The following is a 19,288-nucleotide window of genomic DNA, read 5'->3' as shown; positions in this document are numbered from 1 at the left end:
TTCAGCCTCTACTCGGCGTCGAACTTGGCCTTGAGCTCCGCGGCGGCGTCGGAGTTCTCCGCCTCGAGCTTCTGGATGTAGGAGACAGCGTCACCCACGGTCTTCAGGCTGGCGAGATCCTCGTCGGGGATCTTGACGCCGTACTTGTCCTCGGTCTGCACAGCGATCTCGACCATGGACAGCGAGTCGATGTCCAGGTCGTCGACGAAGGACTTCTCGATGGTCACCTCGGAGGGTTCGATACCCGTAACCTCTTCGATGATCTTGCCGAGTTCTTCGACGATCTGTTCCTGGGTCAGAGCGGCCACTTTGGTGGCTCCCTTCTTGTTTCTCATTTGTAGGGTCTTGAACAGCCGACGCACTTCGTCGTGCGCGACCGCCGGGGGGAAAGCTAGCCCGCGGAGGTGAGTCCGGCCAACGCGGGGAGGTCTTCGGGAGTCTTGAGGGCGAGGTTGGGGGTGCCCTTCAGTTCCCGTTTGGCGATGCCGACCAGGGTGCCCGCCGGTGGCAGTTCGGCCACCGCCGAGACGCCCGCGGCACGGACGGTCTCGGTGCACAGGTCCCAGCGCACGGGACGGGTGACCTGCGCGGCGAGCTTGTCGATCGCGTCGGCGCCCGAGGTGACCGGTTGTCCGTCGAAGTTCGACAGCAGCGTCCGGATCGGGTCGCTCGGCGAGATCTGGGCGATGGCATCGGCGACAGCTGCCTGTGCCGGGGCCATGAAAACGGTGTGGAACGCACCGGCGACGGGCAATGCGCGGACCCGTGCCTTCTCCGGCGGGTTCGCGGCGAGCTCCGCCAGAGCTTCCAGGCGGCCCGCCGCGACGATCTGGCCTACCGCGTTGCGGTTGGCCGGGACGAGATCGAGTTCGGCGAGCCGTGCGAGCACGGTGGCTTCGTCGCCACCGAGCACCGCGGACATGCCGGTCGGTTCCTGCGCACACGCCTTGGCCATCTCCCGGCCGCGGATGGCGGCCAAGCCGACGGCCTCGTCCGGGGTGATGACGCCCGCGACAGCGGCCGCGGCGAATTCGCCGACCGAATGCCCGGCGACGATCGTATCCGCCGGAAGCGTTTCGGGGGCGATTTCGGCGAAGGCCAGCAGCGCGGCCGCGACCACGAGCGGCTGCGTCACCGAGGTGTCGACGATCTCCTCCGCCGTCGCGGTGGTGCCGAGACGGACCAGGTCGAGGCCGGCGGCCTTCGACCACAGCTCGAGGCGATCAGCCGCACCGGGGAGGGCGAGCCAGGGCGTGAGCATGCCGGGTGTCTGGGACCCCTGTCCAGGGGTGAACAACGCGATCACCCCCTAAGAAAACACTGTGACCCCCGCCGCACGAGATGTCGGCGCGAATGAAGGTTTGGAACGCGTTTTGTAGGGGTCCCACAAAATCCGAGGTGGGGCGTCCGGATCGACCGATTCACGAATCCCGTTACAGGGGGTCGTGAGCCATTGGGGTTGACGGGGTTTCCGTGACAGAAGTCGATGATTCGTTATGCGTTCGTGTCAAACGGCCCACTGTGGCCGCGATCCGGAGCACATACGCGTCCCGCGGATTGAGCGGATCACGTCCGGTCACCTCGCCGATTCGCTTGAGGCGATACCGGACAGTATTTGGATGGACGTACAGCTGACGCGCGCACGTTTCTACTGCTCCGCCACAATCCAGGTAGGCGTCCAATGTGTCGGACAACGAAGATCCGGCCGACGCCAACGGGAGGACAACATACTCGTTCAGCGCCTCTATCGCAGCTCTATCGCCCAGCAGGGCCCGTTCCGGTAACAACTCCGAGGCGTGAACGGGCCTTGGCGCGCCTCGCCACCCGACAACAGCCTCCATTCCGGCCAATGCCTCGATGGCGGAGGCGTGTGCGGCGCCGAGGGTGCGCATGGTCGGGCCGATCACCACCGGACCGTCGGAGAACACCTCGGCGAGCAGGTCCGACAGGAACGGCGAACCGATCCCCGCGTCGCCCAGGTGCCCGCTGACCACCATCACCAGCCGCGCGCCCTGCACCACCGCGAGCGCGGCGCGACCGTGCCTGGTCGCGATGGTGTGCACCGCCCCGACCGTCGACACACCCTGGTCCTGTGGCGGGGTGCCGACGAGCACCGTTGCCGGTGCGGTGGCGTCCCAGTTCAACGTGGCGGCCCGGGAGAGCATGTCCGGACCCGTGTCCCCGCGCACCACCGCGTCGACCACCAGCGCCTCGAGGCGGGTGTCCCAGGCGCCCCGCGATTCGGCCGCGCTGGCGTACACCGAGGCGGCCGCGAAACCGAGCTCACGCCCGTATCGCAGCACCGCCTCGGTGAGCGCGACCAGCTGCCGGTCGTTGCGGGCGAGGGCGGGCAGCCACTGTTCGAAGAAGTCCATGGCCACCCGGACCATGTCCACGGTCTGGCGCAGCGTGAGCCGCCGCGCCAGATCCTGCGGAATCACCTGGAAGGCGTCCAGGCTGAAGCGGATGTCGGATTCGGGATCCTGCAACCACTCCAGAAAGTTCACCACCGCGGTCTGCACCAGCATCTGGACGCCTGCCCGTTGGGCGGCGTCCAGATCGGCGAAGAACGGCAGCCGGTCCTGCATCGCGCCGACCGCCTCGGTCGACAGCCGGCCCGAGAACTGCTTGACCCGTCGCAGCAGCGTGTCGGGCAGCGGGTCACGGGTCTGCCGGTTCGGGGACAGCGCCCCGGTCGGCAGGTAGACCTCGTGCGTGCTTGTGCCCTCGGTGATCCGACGGGGCCGCGGCGGTTTGCGCTCCACAGTCCAATAGTCCGCTACGCCAGTTCCTCCGGTGCGTCCGCACTCGGCTTCGGCGCGGCGGACACATCGTCGATGCGGTATTTCGCGGCCGCTTCCACCGCCTTGGCCTTGTCGAAGGTGCCGTCTTTCACCAGGCCTTCGAGCACCGCGACGACGATCGACTCCGCGTCGACGTTGAACACCCGGCGGGCGGCGGGACGAGTATCGGAGAAGCCGAACCCGTCGGTGCCCAGGGTGATGTAGTCGCCGGGCACCCACTGCCGGATCTGATCGGGAACCGCGCGCATCCAGTCGGTGGCGGCTACCACCGGTCCACGCGCCGAGGCGAGTGCCTCGGTGACGTAGGCGACGCCGGAATCGGCATCGGGGTGCTTGAGTGCGTGGATCTCCTTCTCGACGGCTTCCTTGCGCAACTCGCCGAACGAGGTCACCGACCACACGTCGGCGGCCACATCCCACTCCTGCGCCAGGAGCTGCTGGGCGCGCAGACCGGCGGGCACGGTCACCCCGGAGACCAGGATCTGGGCGCGCACCTCACCCTCACCACCGCGCTGGTACAGGTACAGGCCCTTGAGCAAGCCGGCCACGTCGAGGTCGTCGGGCTCGGCCGGCTGCTGGTAGGGCTCGTTGTAGAGCGTGATGTAGTAGAAAATGTTCTCTCCGCCGAAGGTCCCGGTCTCCTGCGGGTGGGTGCCCGGCAGCGTGCCCGGCTCCGGGTGGCCGCCGCCGTACATGCGGCGCAGACCGTCGCGCACGATGTGGGCGATCTCGAACGAGAACGCCGGATCGTAGGTGACCACGGCCGGGTTGGTCGAGGCGAGCAGCAGCGAATGCCCGTCGTTGTGCTGCAGGCCCTCACCGGTGAGCGTGGTCCGCCCGGCCGTCGCCCCGAGGACGAAGCCGCGGGCCAGCTGGTCGGCCGCGGCCCACAGGCCGTCGCCGGTGCGCTGGAAACCGAACATCGAATAGAAGATGTAGAGCGGGATCATCGGCTCGCCGTGCGTGGCGTACGCGGTGCCGGCCGCCGTGAACGACGCCGTCGACCCGGCCTCGTTGATCCCCTCGTGCAGGATCTGGCCGACGTTGCTCTCCTTGTAGGCGAGCATCAGTTCCGCGTCGACGGAGGTGTAGAGCTGGCCGTTGCGGTTGTAGATCTTCAGCGACGGGAACCAGGAGTCCATGCCGAAGGTGCGTGCCTCGTCGGGGATGATCGGCACGATGCGCTTGCCGATCTCCTTGTCGCGCAACAGTTCCTTCATCAACCGGACCAGCGCCATCGTGGTCGCCACGTTCTGCTTACCCGAACCCTTGCGCACCGAGCGGTAGGCCTCGTCACCCGGCAGCGTCAACGGCTTTGCCGCACTTCGCCGTTCGGGCAGGTACCCACCGAGCGCCGTGCGCCTGGCCTGCATGTACTGGATCTCCGGCGCGTCCTGGCCGGGGTGGTAGTACGGGGGCAGGTACGGGTCCTTCTCCAGTTCCGCGTCCGAGATCGGGATGCGCTGCAGATCGCGGAAGTCCTTGAGGTCCTGCAGCGTCAGCTTCTTCATCTGGTGGGTGGCGTTGCGGCCCTCGAAGTGCTTGCCGAGGGTGTAGCCCTTGATGGTCTTGGCCAGGATCACCGTCGGCTGGCCCTTGTGCGCCATCGCCGCCGCGTACGCCGCGTAGACCTTGCGGTAGTCGTGGCCGCCGCGCTTGAGGTTCCAGATCTCGTTGTCGGACATGTTCTGGACCAGCGCCTTGGTGCGCGGGTCGCGGCCGAAGAAGTGATCGCGCACGTAGGCGCCGTCGTTGGCCTTGTAGGTCTGGAAATCGCCGTCCGGGGTGGTGTTCATCAGGTTCACCAGAGCACCGTCGCGGTCGGCGCCGAGCAGCGCGTCCCACTCCCGGCCCCAGACCACCTTGATGACGTTCCAGCCCGCGCCGCGGAAGAACGACTCGAGTTCCTGGATGATCTTGCCGTTACCGCGCACCGGTCCGTCGAGGCGCTGCAGGTTGCAGTTGATCACGAAGGTCAGATTGTCGAGCGCCTCGTTGGCGGCCACCTGGATCAGGCCGCGCGATTCGGGTTCGTCCATCTCGCCGTCGCCGAGGAACGCCCACACGTGCTGGTCGGAGGTGTCCTTGATGCCGCGATCGTGCAGGTAGTGGTTGAACCTGGCCTGGTAGATCGCGTTCATCGGGCCCAGGCCCATCGAGACCGTCGGGAACTCCCAGAAGTCGGTCATCAGGCGTGGATGCGGGTAGGACGGCAGGCCCTTGCCGAGGCCGCCGTGGCTGTATTCCTGCCGGAACCCGTCGAGCCGGTCGGTGCTCAGGCGACCCTCGAGGAACGCGCGCGCGTAGATGCCGGGCGAGGCGTGGCCCTGGATGTAGATGTGGTCGCCGCCGCCGGGATGGTCCTTGCCGCGGAAGAAGTGGTTGAAACCCACCTCGTAGAGCGCCGCCGAGGAGGCATACGTCGAAATATGCCCGCCCACACCGATTCCTGGACGCTGCGCGCGATGCACCATGATCGCGGCGTTCCAGCGGATCCAGGCGCGGTAGCGGCGCTCCACCTCCTCGTCGCCGGGAAACCACGGCTCGTTCTCGGTGGGAATCGTGTTGACGTAATCGGTGGAGGTGAGCGCGGGAATCGACACGCGACGCTCACCGGCGCGTTCGAGCAGCCGCAACATGAGATAACGCGCGCGGCCCGGGCCTTCCCGGTCGAGCATCTCGTCGAAGGACTCCAGCCATTCACTGGTTTCCTCCGGATCGATATCGGGTAGATACGATGCCACGCCTTCGCGGATCACCCGCACGCGTTCCCCGGTGGGTTTGGCACCGGGCGCCGCGGGGTCGTTCGGCGAATCGGAAGAAGCTGCAGAGTGGATCAGGTCGGTCAAATCTGCTCCTCGTACTGGGGGCTGAACTGCTTGTCGGCGTCGCGGTCCCCGGGCTTGCCCGCTTGGTGTGCGGAGCACCCGTCTCGAAAGGTTCGGGCGACCCCCATCCTTGCCGAAAGGGTCGCCCAGGTCATCATCCCAGCAGGAAATCCACTAGATTCGCGATGGACCTACCGGTCAGTGAAGTGAGAGGGAACGGGTTCGACGATGAGGGTGCCGCACGCGCGCAGACTCGGGCTGATCTGCGCATCGGTCGCGGTGATCGCCGGTTCGGTGATCGCCGGGTGCGCCCAGCAGGTCACCGGTAACCCGACCACCGACCCCGCCGAAGTCGCCGCCTACAAGACCGAGGCGGCCGCGTCGTCCTCGGCGGCCGCGTCCTCGCGTGCGGCGGCCGCCCGGACCAAGGCCATCGAGGACAACTGCGGCCAGTTCCCCACCACCACCGGTGCGGGCGTCACCGCCTACAACGACTTCGTGAAGGCCCACGACGAGAACGCCCCCGACTACGCCGCCAAACGCGAGGCCGCGGCCGTCGCGCTCGACACCGCCGCGACGGCCGTCGAGGCCGGTGTCGCCGCCGCCGCGGGCGCCCTGCCGACCGAGCTGGCCGACAAGTTCACCGCCTATGTCGTGGCCGCGCGCGAGCTGTCCGCCGAGACGCGGAAGATGACCTACAGCTCCGCGGTCGGCGGTCTCAACGATGCGAGCCGCAAAATCAATCAGGCGCGTACCGAGGTACAACAGGCCTGCCCACGGCGCTGAATTCACGTCGCCGACACGCGGCGTACGGTACCGATTCATCCGATCGGCTTGCGCTGCGGCCGATAACCATGTTCGCTTGCACGTATCTTACTGTCGGCAGTTTAGGGAGGACACCACCGTGGTCGCCGCGGCGGACGCGCAGAACTACGCTCAGAAGCTTGGCATTTCTCACGGCTTGGTTGTTCAGGAATTGGGCTGGGACGAGGACACCGACGACGCATTGCGCGCCGAGATCGAGGAGATCACGGGCGGCGAGATGGTCGACGAAGACTCCGACGAGGTCGTCGACGCCGTCCTGCTGTGGTGGCGAGAAGGTGACGGCGATCTGGCCGACGAGTTGATGGATGCCATCAGCCCGCTGGCCGACGAAGGGTTCATCTGGGTCCTCACCCCCAAAACCGGTCAACCGGGCCATGTCGATCCGAGCGAGATCGCCGAAGCCGCACCCACGGCCGGCCTGACCCAGACATCAACCATCAGCCTCGGCAGCTGGACGGGCTCGCGCCTGGTTCAGCCGAAGGCACCGTCCAAACAGCGCTGAAACCGCCGTTCGCTAAGGTCTCAGCCGGACGAGAACGCTCGGCTGAGACCCGACACGACGACAGGAATTCCCCTATGCCGCTAGAGGTTGGCACTCTCGCGCCGGATTTCACGCTCAAGGACCAGAACAACCAGCCCGTCACCCTGTCGGACTACCGGGGCAAGAAGAATGTCCTGCTGGTGTTCTATCCGCTCGCCTTCACCGGCATCTGCCAGGGTGAGCTGTGCAAGGTGCGTGACGAGCTGCCCAAATTCCAGAACGACGACGCCGAGATCCTCGCGATCTCCGTCGGCCCACCACCCACCCACAAGATCTGGGCGGCCGAACAGGGCTACCTGTTCCCGTTGCTCTCCGACTTCTGGCCACACGGCGCTGTCGCCCAGGCCTACGACGTCTTCAACGAGAAATCCGGTTACCCGAACCGCGGCACCTTCGTGATCGACAAGTCCGGATACATCACTTTCGCGGAGATGAACGGGCCCGGAGAGGCCCGTGACCAGGCGGCTTGGGAGAAAGCGCTGGCCGCGCTAGATTCATAACCCGACACCGCCGGTCCCACCGGCGATGCAGGGGCGTATAGCTCAGCGGTAGAGCACTGGTTTTACACACCAGCGGTCGGGGGTTCGATCCCCTCTGCGCCCACATCTTGTCGCACACGTTCGGTTCGCACGTAACCGTCAGGTCGGTAGGCCGATCTCCTCGGGTGTCTTGTCGGTGCGGATCCCGCGGAAGCTCGGATGCCGTAGCAGTCCGTCGCCGCTGATCTCGCGATATTCGATATCGGCGACGAAAACCGGCTCGACCCACCAGGCCGTTCGGGCGACCGGTGCGGGTGGTGGATCGTCGAGCGGTGTCGTCTCGCGGCGCACTCGGTCCAGGGCGGCGCGGATGCTGCGGCGGGAGGCCGCGGTGAAGCCCGTGCCGACTCCGCCGATGCAGCGCAGTCGCCCCTCCGGCGTGTGGGCGGCCAGGACGAGACCGCCGAAGGTCGCGGCATTGGCGCCGTTGCCGGGGACCGCGCCGACGATCACGGCTTCGGTCGTGAGCCTGAGGACGACTTTCGTCCAGGCCGAGGAGCGGCGGCCCGGTTCGTAGATCGAATCGCCGTGTTTGCAGACGATCCCTTCCAACCCGGAGTCCGTCGCCACGCGCAACAACTCCTCCGCGCTGGTGTCGGTCAGCGACCACATCGGTGGAACCCGCACGCGCACACCGTCGTCGAGGGTGAGGTCGGCCAGTTCGGCGCGGCGGGTGCGGTAGGAGTCCTCGAACAGCACCTCCTCGTCGACACCGAGCACATCGAAGACGAGATAGTCGACGCGGACCTGCTCGATCAGCGCGGGCGTCGGCCGCTGGACGTGCATGCGCTGCTGCAACCGGGAGAACGAAGGCGCACCGCGCTCGTCCGGCGCGACGAGTTCGCCGTCGAGCAGCAGGGTGCGTCCATCGGTGATCTCGGTGAGCGCGGTCACGATCTCGGGGTAGGAGCCGGTGATGTCGCGCAGGTTCCGGCTCCACAAACTGATCCCCGCCGGGGTGCAATGGGCGATCGCGCGCACACCGTCCCATTTCATTTCCGCGCACCAGCCGCCTGGCGGCTGCGGTGGCCGTCCGGGTTTGGCCAGCATCGGTGCCGGGACCGTGAACCCCACATGATCAGCCTATTCCCGCTGTGGTTCGGGCTCCGCTCACGCGGCAGATCCTCGGCGCGTCCGATCAGGCCGAATCCGTTATCGACCGGCCGGCAGGGCACGGTGGGCGGCACGGAGGAGGAAAGCTGTCGCGATCGTCGCGCCCGCCAGTCCCGCCATGACGATTCTCGCGATCCAAGGCCCATAGCTGATCGCCGCCACGCAGCCGAGCGTCACGAGGACGCCGACGGCGAACAGCAGCACAGCCGCCCTGCCGATTCCTGCGGTCTTCCCACGCAGAACCTGCTGGGAGGCGAACAGCAGGCCGAGGCCCGCCAGCCCGGGAACGGCACCCACCACGCAGATCATCAACAGATACGGCGAGTCGAGACCGGACACGATCACTCGGGACGAACAGGCCAGCAGCACCGCTCCGACCGCACACCCGGCCGCACCCGCAGCCCACATTGCTCGCCGCTCCTTGGAATCGGCGACATCCGAGGTCTTCGCTCGGACGTCATCGACCTGGTCCATCTGAAACCCCCACGGCAACGCAATCAGCGACAGGGGCGTAGCCATGCCCCACATCCGACCGTACCGGCCTACGGTGAACCCGTGGAGGCACCGAGATGATCGAAATCCCCAAGGCTTTCGCGCACGAGACGATCGGGCGCGAGAATGAGCCGGGCCGCGCCTGGCTCACCTCGCTCCCCCAGCTGCTCGATGATCTGCTGCAACGCTGGTCCTGTAGGCCGGACGGCCCACTGATGCACGGCAATGTCGGGGTCGTGCTGCCCGTCGTCCACACAGACCACCCGCCCGCGGTCATCAAGGTGTCCTTTCCCCACCCGGGCAACGACTTCGAGGCCGATGCCTTCGACACGTGGAACGGCGCGGGCGCGGTGCGGCTGTTCGAACGCGACACCGCGCACTATGCGATGTTGCTGGAGCGCGCTCCGGGCAGAGCGCTGTCCGAGGTAGCCGACTTCGACGAAGCCGTGACCGCCCTGGGTGAACTGTCGTGGCGGCTGGCCGTCGAAGCCCCACCGGCTCTGCCGCGTCTGAGCCGCTTGGTCGCCGAATGGCCGGGCGAAATGGCTTCTGCCGCAGCAGAAGTGGGAAATCCGCTGCCTGGTCGCGTCATGGGTGCCGCTCTTGCCACTGTGCGCGAGCTCGGCCCGAACCAACCCGAAACGATCGTCCACGGCGATCTCCACGACGCCAATGTCCTGCGCGGCGACCGCGAGCCCTGGCTGGCGATCGACCCCAAGGGTTACGTCGGTGACCGTGCCTACGACACGCTCACCGTCATCCGCAGCTACCGTTTCGCTCCCCTGCTGTTCAGTGCCGACCCGACGCGTGACCTCCGTCGCGGCCTCGACATGTATTGCGAGGCAGCCCGGATCGATCGTGATCGGGCACGCCGGTGGGCGCAGGTGCGAGCGGTGCGAGCCGCGCTGTGGGGTCGACAGCACGGTGAACCGGACTGGGTCGTACAGGTCACCGACCGGCTCGCCGAGATGCTCGCCTGATCTCGGCGTAGCCCTTCGTATGGTCGGCAGGTACTACACAGCCGTCTTCGCGACCGTGAGCGTGCACTGCCCGTTGTCGCAGGAGCGACGGAGTCGCCCCCGGGAGAGGGTTTGGGCGAGGCCGATGGTCCAGCACATCGGGCATCCACGCAGCGCGATGAGGCCGACGGGTAGCAACAGCAGGCTGATCGCACCGATGAGGGGCAGCAGGGCGATCGAGCCGATCAGTGCGCCGAAGCCCACGGCCCCACGCGTCAGGTGGCGGGGCAGTGACGCGCCGGCGAAGTCGGGTTGGTCAGACATTCTTCCCTCCGGGAGGTGGATCAGACTGGAGTGCTTGGCGCACCGACGCGCGGGCACGGTGCAGGCGCGATTTCATCGCAGTGGTGCTGAGGCCTAGCGCGTCCGCGACGATGCGTCCGCTGAGGCCCTGGATATCGCGCATGATCAGGACCTGGCGCTGATCATCGGGCAGCGTGGCGACGGCGGCCGCCACCGTCGCCGCTTCCAGGCGACGCAGCACTTCGTCCTCTGCGGAGGCTGTCACGGTGACTTCCGACGGTGGATGCTGCGGCCCGATCCGCGCCCGCCGCAGGCACTCGTTGCGCACGATCCGAAACATCCACGACGCCAGCGCCCCCGACGCCCGCAGCATCCCGATCTTGCGATACAGGATGATGAGGGCTTCCTGGGCGGCGTCCTCGGCGTCTTCCGGTGTGGCACAGAGGGTTCGGGCGAAGCGCTGGATGTTCGGGTAGGAACCCGACACCAGCGCGGCGATCGAATCCACATCTCCCTCGCGGGCGGCGACGATCAGTTCCTCGGTCGGCCAGCGCGAGTCAGTCACGCCCGGCCCGTTTGCGACGCAGGGCGTACACGCACGTGCACATCAACACCAGGCCGACGACGATTCCGGTTCCGACGATCACGACAACCTCCGTTTCGTCCCCGCACGGTGCGCGGACACCTATAAGAGGTGCGAGACGCGAAAAAGGATTCACGGCCGTTTCGCGGTGACGATCCACGCTCGCGAATCGAACAGCACGCCCTGGTCGGTCTCGTGCGCGGCGAGCACCTCCCGCAGCCGTGCGCGGGCTCGCTCCCCCTCGGTGGGTTCGAGGTTGTCGAGTGAGGTCCGGAGTCCGTCGAGCAAGCGCAGGTTGCTGTAGGCGGCGTCGCTGTCGGCGCCCAGATACACCGGTTCGTGCACGTCAGTGAAGGCGATGTCGACGAAACCCGCTGCGGTCAGGACGGATTCGGTGGCCGAGGGGTCGGCCAGCGAGAACGGCCCCGGCCCTGGCTTCGCCATCGACGCGACGAGATCGCTGCGGAACACCGTCACCCACTCGTTGCGCTCACTCCCTTGCCACACCATCACCACCAACCGCCCACCCGGCCGCAATGCCCGCCCGATATTGCGGAACGCCGCAACGGGATCGACGAAGAACATCACCCCGAACCGGCTGATGCACAGATCGAACGCCCCGGCGGCGAAGGGATGACCCTGAGCATCGGCAACCTCGAACCCGACATTACCCAGCCCTTCCTCCACGCTGATCCGCCGAGCCTGTTCGACCATCACCGCCGACACGTCGACCCCGAGCGCCTCCCCCTGCACAGCGGCCCGCGCCGCCTCCCGCGTGGTCCCTCCGGCGCCACACCCGATATCGAGCACCCGATCCCGCACCCCCACCCCTGCCGCCGCCCGCAGATGCACATTGTGCGACCGCAACTCGGCGTCGTAATCGAACAGTTCCATCCCGACCTCCACCGAGTGTGCGTCCGGCACCATCACACCACCCGCGTCCGACGCATGCGAACATCGCCAGCGATTTCGCCGTCAACCGCCCGCACTGCCCACCAATCGACGTGACAGTGGTGGCGGGAGCGGCGAGGATGGGGCGATGTCGACACGGGAGTTGATCGTCCTCGGGACGGCGGGGGCGGTGCCGACTCGTCGCCGCAATCACAACGGGTATCTGTTGCGGTGGGATGGGCGGGGTGTGTTGTTCGACCCGGGTGAGGGGACGCAGCGGCAGATGGCGCATGCGGGGGCTTCGGCTACCGAACTGCACTGGTTGTGTGTGACCCATTTCCATGGGGATCATTCGCTCGGCGTGCCGGGGATCGTGCAGCGGCTGGGTCGCGACGGCGTTCCCCACGAGGTGCACGCCGTGTTCCCGGCCGAGGGCATCGAGTACTGGGAGCGGCTGAAGTTCGCGACGAGCTACTACGGCTCGCCCACCCTCGTCGAACACCCGGTGAGCGGTGCGGGAGAAACATTGCAGGGCAATGGTTTCAGCCTGACCGCCCTGCCGCTGTCGCACAGCATCCCCACCTACGGATACCGCCTGGCCGAACCGGACGGTCGCACATTCCTGCCCGAGAAATTGCGTGAACACGGCATCTCCGGTGCCGCTGTGCGGGAACTGTCGGGCCCGTTGCTCGAGGAGTGTTCGGCGCCGAGACCGGGCCAGAAGGTCGCCTTCGTGATGGATACCCGCCTGTGCGACAACGTCTTCGAGCTGGCGGCCGATGTGGACATGCTCATCATCGAATCCACCTTCCTGGATTCGGAAACCGGGCAGGCGCACGAACGCGGGCATCTCACCGCCCGTCAGGCGGGCGAGGTCGCCCGTACGTGTGGGGTGAGAACACTTGTGCTCACCCACTTCTCGGAGCGCTACACCGCGGCCGACGATCGAACGTTCCTGGAGCAGGCCGACTTCCCCGGCGCCGTCCTCGCCCACGATCTCGATCGCGTCCCCCTTCCGGCCCGCCGCACTCCATGAACGGCGGATCCGGAAGGCGGTCCGGCTAGAAGCTGCCGGTCGAAGGCATCGAGCTCGGCACGTTCACGGTGACCAGTTCGGAGAACGCGAACTCGGCACCGTTGACGCACCCACCGCGCGCGGTGATCGTGGAACCCGGCTCGAGCCCCTCGAGCGAGGTGGTGACCGTTTCGCCTGCATCGGCCAGCGACTCCGGCGAACCGTTACCGAAGAACGCGTGGTTGTTCTCGGGCCCGATCCCGGCCTCGGCCCAGCACTGTCCCCGGTCGTTCGGGTTGAGCAGGGTGGCGGTGACGGTGCCCGCGGCGGTGCCGGTGAAGGTCACCTGCGGGGCGACGAACGGCGTCGCCGCACCGGCGGGAGCGATGGACCCGAAGGCCACGGTGGCCGAGGCGGCCAGTACGAAAGCTGCGGAAACTCGTCTGTTCATCACACGTTTGATGCTGCCGCACAACAGTTTTCGACACAAGGAAACCGGTGCCACCACAACTGGGGGCTGGTAGCGCCGGAAAACCTGTTGGCGGCGCGGGCGCGGGATGGGTATCGTCGCTGACGTGTATACAGGCACCGCGATGATGAAGCCCTGGTCGCTCCGCTGACGGCGGCGACCAGCATTCCATCCCTCTTCTGACGCCGCCGTCCCGGGTCATCCGCCGGGCGGTTTCCTTGTGCTGCCCGGCTCCTTTCTCGAGCCGCGGAGTCCTCTGTGCCTACTTCTCCTTCCCTGCCCGCTGGTGCGCATGCCCACCTCCGGGCCGCATCCATCCACGTCACGCTCGGTTCACGCCCGGTGCTGACCGACGTCTCCGTCACCGTCTCCGCTAGTTCGCGCTTGGCGATCGTCGGCGAGAACGGGCGCGGCAAGACCACCTTGCTGCATGTTCTCGCCGGTCTGCTGAACCCTGACAGCGGTTCGGTCGGCCGGGTCGGCACCGTCGGCGTCGCCGAGCAGAACATCACCGTTCGCGCGGGCGAGACGGTCGGCGATCTGGTCGCCGAAATTATCGAACCGGCCCAGTGCGCCCTGCGCGATCTGGACGCCGCCACCCTGCTGCTCACCGAGGACGCACCGGGCGCCGACGACGCCTACGCCGCGGCCCTGGATGCCGCGACCAGGCTCGACGCCTGGGACGCCGAACGGCGCGTCGACATCGCCCTGGCCGCCTTGAACGCCTGCACCGACCGGACCCGTCCGCTGTCGACATTGTCTGTGGGGCAACGCTATCGGGTCCGCCTGGCCTGCCTGCTCGGCGCGACCAACGACATCCTGCTCCTGGACGAACCGACGAACCACCTCGACCGCGCGGGACTCGACTTCCTCACCGACCGTCTGCGCGCCCACCCCGGTGGCCTGGTCGTCGTCAGCCACGACCGCGCCCTGTTGCGCGCGGTCGCCGAGGAGTTCCTCGATCTCGACCCGAGCCCCGACGGCCGCCCTCAGCTTTTCGCCGGTGGCTATGCCGGTTGGCAGGAGGGCAGGCGCCGTGCCCGAGACCGGTGGGAACACGACTACGAAGAACAGCTCGCCGAACGCGCACGACTGCGGGAGGCGGTGGACGGTGCCCGCGACCGGCTCAGCACCGGGTGGCGTCCGGACAAGGGCCACGGCAAGCATCAGCGACAGTCCCGAGCGCCCGGCCTGGTTCAGATGCTGAAGCGCCGCCAGTCGGACCTCGACGCCCACACCATCACGGTGCCGGAGCCCCCACTGCGCCTGCGCTTTCCGGAGCTCTCGGTCCGCCGAGGAACACCGACCCTGCGGTGCGAAGGCATCACCGTCCCCGGCCGCCTGAACGCACCGATCGACCTGACTCTCGAAGCAGGCGACCGCCTCCTGATCACCGGCCCCAACGGCGCGGGCAAATCCACCCTGCTCACCGTGCTGGTCGGCGCACTCACCCCGGCGACGGGGGCCGTCCACCAGCACAGTTCCGCCCGCATCGCGCTGCTCGGCCAGGAAGTCCCCGACTGGGACCTCACCGCCACCGCCAACGACATCTACGAACGGCACACCCGGGACCTGGACAACCCGCTGCCCCTCAGCGCCACCGGCCTCCTAGAGAAACAAGCCTTCCGCACCCCGGTCGGCCGCCTCTCGCAAGGCCAGCAGCGCCGCCTTCACCTCGCCATCGAGCTGGCCGCCCGACCGACAGTCCTGCTCTGCGACGAACCGACCAATCACCTCTCGACCGCCCTGGTGGACGACCTCACCGCCGCCCTGTCGACAACCCCCGCCACCGTCGTTGTCGCCACCCACGACCGCCGAATGCTCACCGACCTGAACAGCTGGCCCCGCCTCCGCCTACCCCCGACCGGGCAGGAACACTCGTCCGACCGAGCAGCCTCACTCTGCGTGTTCGCCGATGACCACTAGCGGCCCAGCCGACAGGAACACGGCGGACTCGTGGTGGTGCACAGGATGACAGAGAGCCCGGGGCGGTAGTGGAGGGTCAGCCGACGTGGCGGCGCAGCCAGGTGACTTCGGCGCCGGTGCAGTCGGTGCCCTGACGGAAGGCTTCGAGGTCCTCGTCCCAGGCGGTGCCGAGGGCGCGGTCGATTTCGGCGCCGAGGTCGAAGGTGCTCAGTTCGGTGGCGGCTTGGAGGAGGGCGCGTAATCGCATCTCGCCGAGCATCACGTCGCCGTTGGCGCCGGTGGAGCCGTGCCAGAGGCCGAGGGCGGGGACGAAGCTGTAGCGTTCGCCGTCCACGCCTTCGCTGGGGTCCTCGGTGACTTCGAACCGCAGGACCGGCCAGGCACGCAATGATTGGGCTATCCGGGCGGCGGTTCCGACGGGGCCGATCCAGTCGCCGCTGGCGCGCAGTTGTCCGTCGGCGGGCTGCGCGGTCCAGCGCAGTTTCGCCGGCGTGGAAAGCGCGGTGGACAGTGCCCATTCGATGTGCGGGCACAACGCGGCGGGCGAGGAGTGGATGTAGACCACACCTGCCGTCGCGTCAGCGAACTGACTCGATGCGCGCACTACCAACACCTCCAGCCTCGACAAGGAGCGTCTTCCCCAACGGTCCGTCGGACTGGTGTGGTGCGAGTGTAGGCGAAGTGAGCGATGTTGCGGGTGTTACCTCACTGCGTGTTATGTGTCTCTGCGATCACGGAATCACTAAATTTCGGCCACGCCGTTCTTGCCCAGTCGCCGAAATTCTCGTCGCTCAAACCGATCGTGGCTACCCCTATTTCGGGGTCGACCCAGAGGAACGTCCCGGACTGACCGAAGTGCCCGTAGGTGCGCGGCGAATTGGAATGACCGGTCCAGTGCGGGGTTTTCCCGTCGCGGATTTCGAAGCCGAGACCCCAGTCGTTGGGCCGCTGGGAGCCGTATCCGGGCAGCACTCCGTCGCGGTCGGGGAATTGCACGGAGGTGGCCTCGTCGAGTGTTTGCCGAGATATCAATTCGGGTGTCAGCAACTCGGTGGCGAATAGCGTCAGGTCACGAAGGCTCGCGCGTCCCGCATGCCCCGCCGACCCTTCCAGAACCGCATCGCGCATGCCGAGTGGTTCGAATACCGCCTCGTGCAGATAGTCCGGAAAGTGGATGCCCGTGCTTTCGGTGAGGAAATCAGCGAGTAGTTCGAATCCGGCACTCGAGTAGATGCGTCGGGCACCTGGTTTCGCGATCACCTCGGGTGTGGCGAAGGCCACACCCGAGGTGTGGGCCAGTAGATGCCGCACGGTCGATCCGGGCGGGCCCGCGGGCTGATCCAGTTCGATCGCCCCTTCCTCGACGGCGACCAGGGCCGCGTAGGCGACGAGGGGCTTGGTGACCGAAGCCAGCCGGAACACCCGGTCGAGTTCACCGGTGGTGTCGACCCCGTCGACGGTGACCACGGCGGCCGCGGCGTGCGCCACCGGCCACTGCTGAACCTGCTCCAACGAACGCATATCCGGCAGCGTAGCTACGATCGACGACACCATGAGTCCCGCACCATCAGTTCACGGCGACGTGGCGGCCGGTTTCGGCCCTGTCGCCGATGCTTTCCGCCGCAATTTCACCTCCCACGCTGAGATCGGCGCCGCCGTCGCGGTCTACGCGGGCGGCGAACCGCTGGTCGACCTGTGGGCGGGCCATCGCGACCGCGCGCGTGCGGTTCCCTGGGAGCGCGACACGATCGTCCCGGTGTTCTCGTCGTCGAAGGGCATGTCGGCGTTCACCATCGCCACCGCCGTCTCGCGCGGACTCCTCGACTACGACGCCCCCGTCGCGAAGTACTGGCCGGAGTTCGCCGCGCACGGCAAGGACCGGATCACCGTGCGCCAGCTGATCGATCACCAGGCCGGTCTGTCGGGCCTGGACCGGATCGTGCGGCTGAGCGAACTCGGTGACCGCGAGAGCCTGGCCCACCTGCTCGCCGCTCAGCAGCCGATGTGGGAACCGGGCACCCGGCACGGCTATCACGCGCTCACCCTCGGCCTGTACCAGAGCGAATTGCTGCGCCGCGTGGATCCGGCGGGGCGCAGCCTCGGTCGTTTCTTCGCCGAGGAGATCGCGGCGCCGGTGGGCGCCGACCTGTTCATCGGGCTGCCCGAAGACGAGCCCCTGGACCGCGTAGCCCAGCTGTCGGCGACCAAGGGCCTCGACATCCTGCGCTACGAACTCGCCGACATCCCGCTGCGTATCGGCGCGGAGGTGTATGCCAAACGCGGGCATTCCTATGCGGCGCTCACGAATCCGCGCCCCGGCGCGCCCGCCCGCGCCACTCGTCGCGAGTTCCTCGGCATCGAATGGCCCGGCATGAACGGCGTCGGCAACGCCCGCGCGCTGGCCCGCGTCTACGGCGCGGCGGCCGGACGCACCGGCGCACTCCCCCTCAGCGACGCCGTTCTCGACCTGCTCGCCGCACCGACCGTCGACTCCGTCCCCGCCGCCGACCTGGTCCTGCACACCAAGAGCCGCTACCACCTGGGTTTCCGCAAATCGCGCGGAAGTTTCCGCTTCGGCTCCGACAAACGCGCCTACGGCACGACCGGCCTCGGTGGCTCCTTCGGATTCGCCGACCCCACAACAGGTCTTGGCTTCGGCTACACCATGAACCGCCTCGGCATGGCCATCCTCGACGACGTCCGCAGCCGCAACCTCCGCACCGCCGTCCTGGCCTGCGCCACACGCTGAACCTGAACAGACGATCACCACGCTCTGGTGGCGGCATCGGTCGAGAGCCGAACGCCACCAGAGCGTGGTGATCTTGATCGCGAGCATCCCCTAGTGGGCGGAGACCCCGTTGATCTCGTTGGGCGCGGCGGGGAGGGTGGCCGACTGGGTGATCTTGCCCTCGGTGAGGTCGACGCGGTGGACCTGCTTGGTTGCCGGTTCGGTGACGTAGGCGATGCCGTCACGGACGTAGAGCGTCGGGCGCGCGTCCTGCCATTCGAGCGGTTCCTGCCAGGCACCGGTCACCGGGATCGTGCGGGTGACCGCGCCCGCGACCGGGTCGATGACGTGGAGCTTGCCGTCGGTACCCAGCACGAGCGCCTCACCCTGCGGGCCGCGGCCGAGCGAGCGGAAGGAGTAGCTGGTGCCGATGTCGACCAGTCGCAGGCTGCCGTCGGCGGTGTTCACCAGCGAGATCTTGGTCGGCCGTTCGAGTTCGGCCTCCTTGTCCTGCTTGTAGTCACCGAGCACGATCGGGGAGGCTTCGCTGCCCGACATGTTGCCGATGCGGCCGTAGGGGGTCGGGCTGGTCACCTTGGTGATCTTGCCGTCGCGGTAGACCACGGCACCGGTCTGGCAGCCGACCACCACGGCCTCGTTCTGGGCGGTGGCCTCACCGTGGACGCCGGGGCAGTCCTCGTTGCGGGCGATCTCCTTGCGGTCTTTGTCGAGGGCGACCAGACCCACCCGCGCGTCCTCGGTCCCGAGGGTGACCAGCAGGTTGCCGTTGCTCAGTTCGACGGCGACACCGTGGTGGGCGGCGGCCGCCTTGTACACCTCGGTGGGCTTGCCGCTGTCGATCTTGTCGGTGTCGACGACGGTCACCTCTCCGGTTCCGTCGGCGAACAGCACGGTCTTGCCCGCGTGCCGCACGACGTGGCCGGGCTTGCTCGCGGGGTACTCGGTGCCGGTGAATTCCGCCTTGTCGGCGTCGAACACCCGGAAGCTGTCCTTGACGGTCACCATCAGGTGGTCGTCGTCGCCCGCGGGGTTGAGCCGGTTGAAGCCCTCGAGCTTCACCTCGCCTTCCTGGGCGAGCGTCAGGCCGTCGAGGACGTAGATGCCGCCGTCGTAGGTGAGGGCGATCGGTTCGGCGCCCGGGGCGTGGTCGTGGGTTTCGACGTCGTCGCTGCCGCAACCGCTGAGCGCTACCACCGAGGCGAGCGCCCCGGACATGGCCACCATCGTGGTGGCCCGTGACCGACTGTGCAT

General features: G+C 67.6%; 20 protein-coding genes and 1 tRNA gene. 8 read left to right on the top strand and 13 right to left on the bottom strand.

Annotation, left to right across the window (positions count from 1 at the left end):
• Window positions 1-8 precede the first annotated feature (8 nt).
• The 4 genes from acpM to aceE form a co-directional block, all read right to left on the bottom strand.
• A complete protein-coding gene (acpM, locus tag AB0I35_RS23300; RefSeq protein ID WP_067487247.1) occupies window positions 9-335 on the bottom strand; it encodes a meromycolate extension acyl carrier protein AcpM in 327 nt (108 codons plus the stop codon).
• Between the two features lie 56 nt (window positions 336-391).
• Window positions 392-1,306 (bottom strand): ACP S-malonyltransferase, encoded by a 915-nt coding sequence (locus AB0I35_RS23295; protein WP_357398295.1) that lies wholly within the window; start codon window positions 1,304-1,306, stop codon window positions 392-394.
• Between the two features lie 127 nt (window positions 1,307-1,433).
• Window positions 1,434-2,735 (bottom strand): helix-turn-helix domain-containing protein, encoded by a 1,302-nt coding sequence (locus AB0I35_RS23290; RefSeq protein ID WP_174552191.1) that lies wholly within the window; start codon window positions 2,733-2,735, stop codon window positions 1,434-1,436.
• A gap of 44 nt (window positions 2,736-2,779) precedes the next feature.
• Window positions 2,780-5,563 (bottom strand): pyruvate dehydrogenase (acetyl-transferring), homodimeric type, encoded by a 2,784-nt coding sequence (aceE, locus tag AB0I35_RS23285; RefSeq protein WP_357398383.1) that lies wholly within the window; start codon window positions 5,561-5,563, stop codon window positions 2,780-2,782.
• 297 nt (window positions 5,564-5,860) lie between these two features.
• On the opposite strand from aceE, the gene AB0I35_RS23280 reads away from it, so the two are divergent.
• The 4 genes from AB0I35_RS23280 to AB0I35_RS23265 all read left to right on the top strand — a co-directional run bounded on the left by AB0I35_RS23280 (window position 5,861) and on the right by AB0I35_RS23265 (window position 7,601).
• Window positions 5,861-6,418 carry a hypothetical protein gene (locus tag AB0I35_RS23280; RefSeq protein WP_357398294.1) on the top strand — a complete coding sequence of 186 codons (558 nt, stop codon included), beginning with the start codon at window positions 5,861-5,863 and terminating at the stop codon, window positions 6,416-6,418.
• Window positions 6,419-6,536: 118 nt separating this feature from the next.
• Window positions 6,537-6,959 (top strand): DUF3052 domain-containing protein, encoded by a 423-nt coding sequence (locus tag AB0I35_RS23275; protein ID WP_067487242.1) that lies wholly within the window; start codon window positions 6,537-6,539, stop codon window positions 6,957-6,959.
• Between the two features lie 74 nt (window positions 6,960-7,033).
• Entirely contained in the window at window positions 7,034-7,498 is a 465-nt protein-coding gene (locus AB0I35_RS23270) for a peroxiredoxin (RefSeq protein WP_067487241.1), read from the top strand.
• A gap of 31 nt (window positions 7,499-7,529) precedes the next feature.
• Window positions 7,530-7,601 (top strand) — tRNA-Val (locus tag AB0I35_RS23265).
• Between the two features lie 35 nt (window positions 7,602-7,636).
• On the opposite strand, the gene ligD is transcribed toward AB0I35_RS23265, so the two are convergent.
• Together ligD and AB0I35_RS23255 are read right to left on the bottom strand one after the other, a co-directional pair.
• Window positions 7,637-8,587: a non-homologous end-joining DNA ligase gene (ligD, locus tag AB0I35_RS23260; RefSeq protein ID WP_357398381.1), complete on the bottom strand. Its 951-nt coding sequence runs from the start codon at window positions 8,585-8,587 to the stop codon at window positions 7,637-7,639.
• A 102-nt stretch (window positions 8,588-8,689) separates the two neighbouring features.
• Window positions 8,690-9,169, bottom strand: coding sequence for a hypothetical protein (locus AB0I35_RS23255; RefSeq protein WP_357398293.1), 480 nt, complete (start codon window positions 9,167-9,169; stop codon window positions 8,690-8,692).
• Between the two features lie 50 nt (window positions 9,170-9,219).
• Between AB0I35_RS23255 and AB0I35_RS23250 the strand changes: the two genes are divergently transcribed.
• On the top strand, window positions 9,220-10,122 hold the full coding sequence (locus AB0I35_RS23250) for an aminoglycoside phosphotransferase family protein (RefSeq protein ID WP_357398292.1): 903 nt from the start codon (window positions 9,220-9,222) through the stop codon (window positions 10,120-10,122).
• A 33-nt stretch (window positions 10,123-10,155) separates the two neighbouring features.
• Here the strand turns inward: AB0I35_RS23250 and AB0I35_RS23245 are convergent, their stop codons facing one another.
• From AB0I35_RS23245 to AB0I35_RS23235, 3 genes are all read right to left on the bottom strand, one after another.
• Window positions 10,156-10,425, bottom strand: coding sequence for a hypothetical protein (locus AB0I35_RS23245; protein WP_357398291.1), 270 nt, complete (start codon window positions 10,423-10,425; stop codon window positions 10,156-10,158).
• On the bottom strand, window positions 10,418-10,912 hold the full coding sequence (locus tag AB0I35_RS23240; RefSeq protein ID WP_357398290.1) for an RNA polymerase sigma factor: 495 nt from the start codon (window positions 10,910-10,912) through the stop codon (window positions 10,418-10,420). The genes AB0I35_RS23245 and AB0I35_RS23240 overlap by 8 nt, the downstream gene beginning before the upstream one ends.
• Before the next feature lie 207 nt (window positions 10,913-11,119).
• Window positions 11,120-11,881 (bottom strand): methyltransferase domain-containing protein, encoded by a 762-nt coding sequence (locus tag AB0I35_RS23235; RefSeq protein ID WP_357398289.1) that lies wholly within the window; start codon window positions 11,879-11,881, stop codon window positions 11,120-11,122.
• A gap of 145 nt (window positions 11,882-12,026) precedes the next feature.
• Here AB0I35_RS23235 and AB0I35_RS23230 point away from each other — a divergent pair, with 145 nt between their 5' ends.
• Window positions 12,027-12,914 carry a ribonuclease Z gene (locus tag AB0I35_RS23230; RefSeq protein ID WP_357398288.1) on the top strand — a complete coding sequence of 296 codons (888 nt, stop codon included), beginning with the start codon at window positions 12,027-12,029 and terminating at the stop codon, window positions 12,912-12,914.
• A 25-nt stretch (window positions 12,915-12,939) separates the two neighbouring features.
• On the opposite strand, the gene AB0I35_RS23225 is transcribed toward AB0I35_RS23230, so the two are convergent.
• The gene (locus AB0I35_RS23225) at window positions 12,940-13,344 is read right to left on the bottom strand and encodes a hypothetical protein (RefSeq protein ID WP_357398287.1); all 405 of its coding nucleotides are present in this window, start codon (window positions 13,342-13,344) and stop codon (window positions 12,940-12,942) included.
• 276 nt (window positions 13,345-13,620) lie between these two features.
• Between AB0I35_RS23225 and AB0I35_RS23220 the strand changes: the two genes are divergently transcribed.
• Window positions 13,621-15,288, top strand: a complete 1,668-nt coding sequence (locus AB0I35_RS23220) for an ABC-F family ATP-binding cassette domain-containing protein (protein ID WP_357398286.1) — start codon at window positions 13,621-13,623, stop codon at window positions 15,286-15,288.
• A gap of 76 nt (window positions 15,289-15,364) precedes the next feature.
• Here AB0I35_RS23220 and AB0I35_RS23215 read toward each other — a convergent pair whose 3' ends face one another.
• Together AB0I35_RS23215 and AB0I35_RS23210 are read right to left on the bottom strand one after the other, a co-directional pair.
• Window positions 15,365-15,892: a DUF3145 domain-containing protein gene (locus AB0I35_RS23215; protein WP_067487208.1), complete on the bottom strand. Its 528-nt coding sequence runs from the start codon at window positions 15,890-15,892 to the stop codon at window positions 15,365-15,367.
• A gap of 101 nt (window positions 15,893-15,993) precedes the next feature.
• Window positions 15,994-16,809 (bottom strand): serine hydrolase domain-containing protein, encoded by an 816-nt coding sequence (locus AB0I35_RS23210; protein WP_357151690.1) that lies wholly within the window; start codon window positions 16,807-16,809, stop codon window positions 15,994-15,996.
• 31 nt (window positions 16,810-16,840) lie between these two features.
• Here AB0I35_RS23210 and AB0I35_RS23205 point away from each other — a divergent pair, with 31 nt between their 5' ends.
• Entirely contained in the window at window positions 16,841-18,037 is a 1,197-nt protein-coding gene (locus tag AB0I35_RS23205) for a serine hydrolase domain-containing protein (RefSeq protein WP_357398284.1), read from the top strand.
• A 90-nt stretch (window positions 18,038-18,127) separates the two neighbouring features.
• Here the strand turns inward: AB0I35_RS23205 and aztD are convergent, their stop codons facing one another.
• Complete coding sequence (gene aztD / locus AB0I35_RS23200) at window positions 18,128-19,288, bottom strand: zinc metallochaperone AztD (protein ID WP_357398283.1); 1,161 nt, start codon at window positions 19,286-19,288, stop codon at window positions 18,128-18,130.

This window comes from Nocardia sp. NPDC050378 (genome assembly GCF_040655675.1).
GTDB classification, from domain to species: domain Bacteria; phylum Actinomycetota; class Actinomycetes; order Mycobacteriales; family Mycobacteriaceae; genus Nocardia; species Nocardia coubleae.
Note: the sequence above shows the minus strand (reverse complement) of the source record. Positions and strands in the feature narration are given on the sequence as shown.

What these genes read in the sequence shown, in the direction of transcription:
- AB0I35_RS23235 (WP_357398289.1), bottom strand. Translation starts at nt 11,881, where the DNA reads ATGGAACTGTTCGATTACGACGCCGAGTTGCGGTCGCACAATGTGCAT.
- AB0I35_RS23270 (WP_067487241.1), top strand. Translation starts at nt 7,034, where the DNA reads ATGCCGCTAGAGGTTGGCACTCTCGCGCCGGATTTCACGCTCAAGGAC.
- ligD (WP_357398381.1), bottom strand. Translation starts at nt 8,587, where the DNA reads ATGCTGGCCAAACCCGGACGGCCACCGCAGCCGCCAGGCGGCTGGTGC.
- AB0I35_RS23205 (WP_357398284.1), top strand. Translation starts at nt 16,841, where the DNA reads ATGAGTCCCGCACCATCAGTTCACGGCGACGTGGCGGCCGGTTTCGGC.
- acpM (WP_067487247.1), bottom strand. Translation starts at nt 335, where the DNA reads ATGAGAAACAAGAAGGGAGCCACCAAAGTGGCCGCTCTGACCCAGGAA.
- AB0I35_RS23225 (WP_357398287.1), bottom strand. Translation starts at nt 13,344, where the DNA reads ATGAACAGACGAGTTTCCGCAGCTTTCGTACTGGCCGCCTCGGCCACC.
- AB0I35_RS23210 (WP_357151690.1), bottom strand. Translation starts at nt 16,809, where the DNA reads ATGCGTTCGTTGGAGCAGGTTCAGCAGTGGCCGGTGGCGCACGCCGCG.
- AB0I35_RS23280 (WP_357398294.1), top strand. Translation starts at nt 5,861, where the DNA reads ATGAGGGTGCCGCACGCGCGCAGACTCGGGCTGATCTGCGCATCGGTC.
- AB0I35_RS23245 (WP_357398291.1), bottom strand. Translation starts at nt 10,425, where the DNA reads ATGTCTGACCAACCCGACTTCGCCGGCGCGTCACTGCCCCGCCACCTG.
- AB0I35_RS23230 (WP_357398288.1), top strand. Translation starts at nt 12,027, where the DNA reads ATGTCGACACGGGAGTTGATCGTCCTCGGGACGGCGGGGGCGGTGCCG.
- AB0I35_RS23255 (WP_357398293.1), bottom strand. Translation starts at nt 9,169, where the DNA reads ATGGCTACGCCCCTGTCGCTGATTGCGTTGCCGTGGGGGTTTCAGATG.
- AB0I35_RS23250 (WP_357398292.1), top strand. Translation starts at nt 9,220, where the DNA reads ATGATCGAAATCCCCAAGGCTTTCGCGCACGAGACGATCGGGCGCGAG.
- aztD (WP_357398283.1), bottom strand. Translation starts at nt 19,288, where the DNA reads ATGCACAGTCGGTCACGGGCCACCACGATGGTGGCCATGTCCGGGGCG.